The organism is Rugosimonospora africana (assembly GCF_016862975.1).
Classification (GTDB): Bacteria; Actinomycetota; Actinomycetes; order Mycobacteriales; family Micromonosporaceae; genus Rugosimonospora; species Rugosimonospora africana.
In genome coordinates, this window is sequence record NZ_BONZ01000204.1 from 1 (window position 1) to 649 (window position 649).

The window sequence follows — 649 nt, forward strand, 5'->3', positions numbered from 1 at the left end:
GCCAACCCGGCCGCGTACCGGCAGATCGACCACGAGCTCAACATGATCGAGACCCTGGGGTTCCCCGGGTACTTCCTGATCGTCCACGACATCGTGACGTTCTGCCGGGACAACGACATCTATTGCCAGGGTCGGGGTTCCGCGGCCAACTCGGCGGTCTGCTACGCGCTGGGCATCACCAACGTCGACGCGGTGCGCTGGAAGCTGCTGTTCGAGCGGTTCCTCGCCCCCGAACGCGACGGGTACCCGGACATCGACCTGGATATCGAGTCCGGCCGGCGGGAAGAGGCCATCCAGCACGTCTACGACAAGTACGGCCGGCACCACGCCGCCCAGGTGGCCAACGTGATCTCGTACCGGCCCCGGTCGGCGGTGCGCGACATCGCCAAGGCGTTCGGATTCTCCCCCGGCCAGCAGGACGCCTGGAGCAAGCAGATCGACCGCTGGGGAGCAGTCGCGGTACCCGAGGTCGAGGGCATTCCGGAGCAGGTCGTCGAGTACGCCAACCAGTTGCAGACGTTCCCCCGGCACCTGGGCATCCACTCCGGCGGCATGGTGATCTGCGACCGGCCGGTCATCGAGGTGTGCCCGGTCGAGTGGGCCCGGATGGCCGACCGTTCGGTGCTGCAGTGGGACAAGGACGACTGCG

At 67.3% G+C, this 649-nt stretch carries 1 pseudogene; it reads left to right on the top strand.

The window, feature by feature from the left end:
- Positions 1-649: pseudogene (locus Raf01_RS49235) on the top strand (error-prone DNA polymerase); the annotation flags it as partial.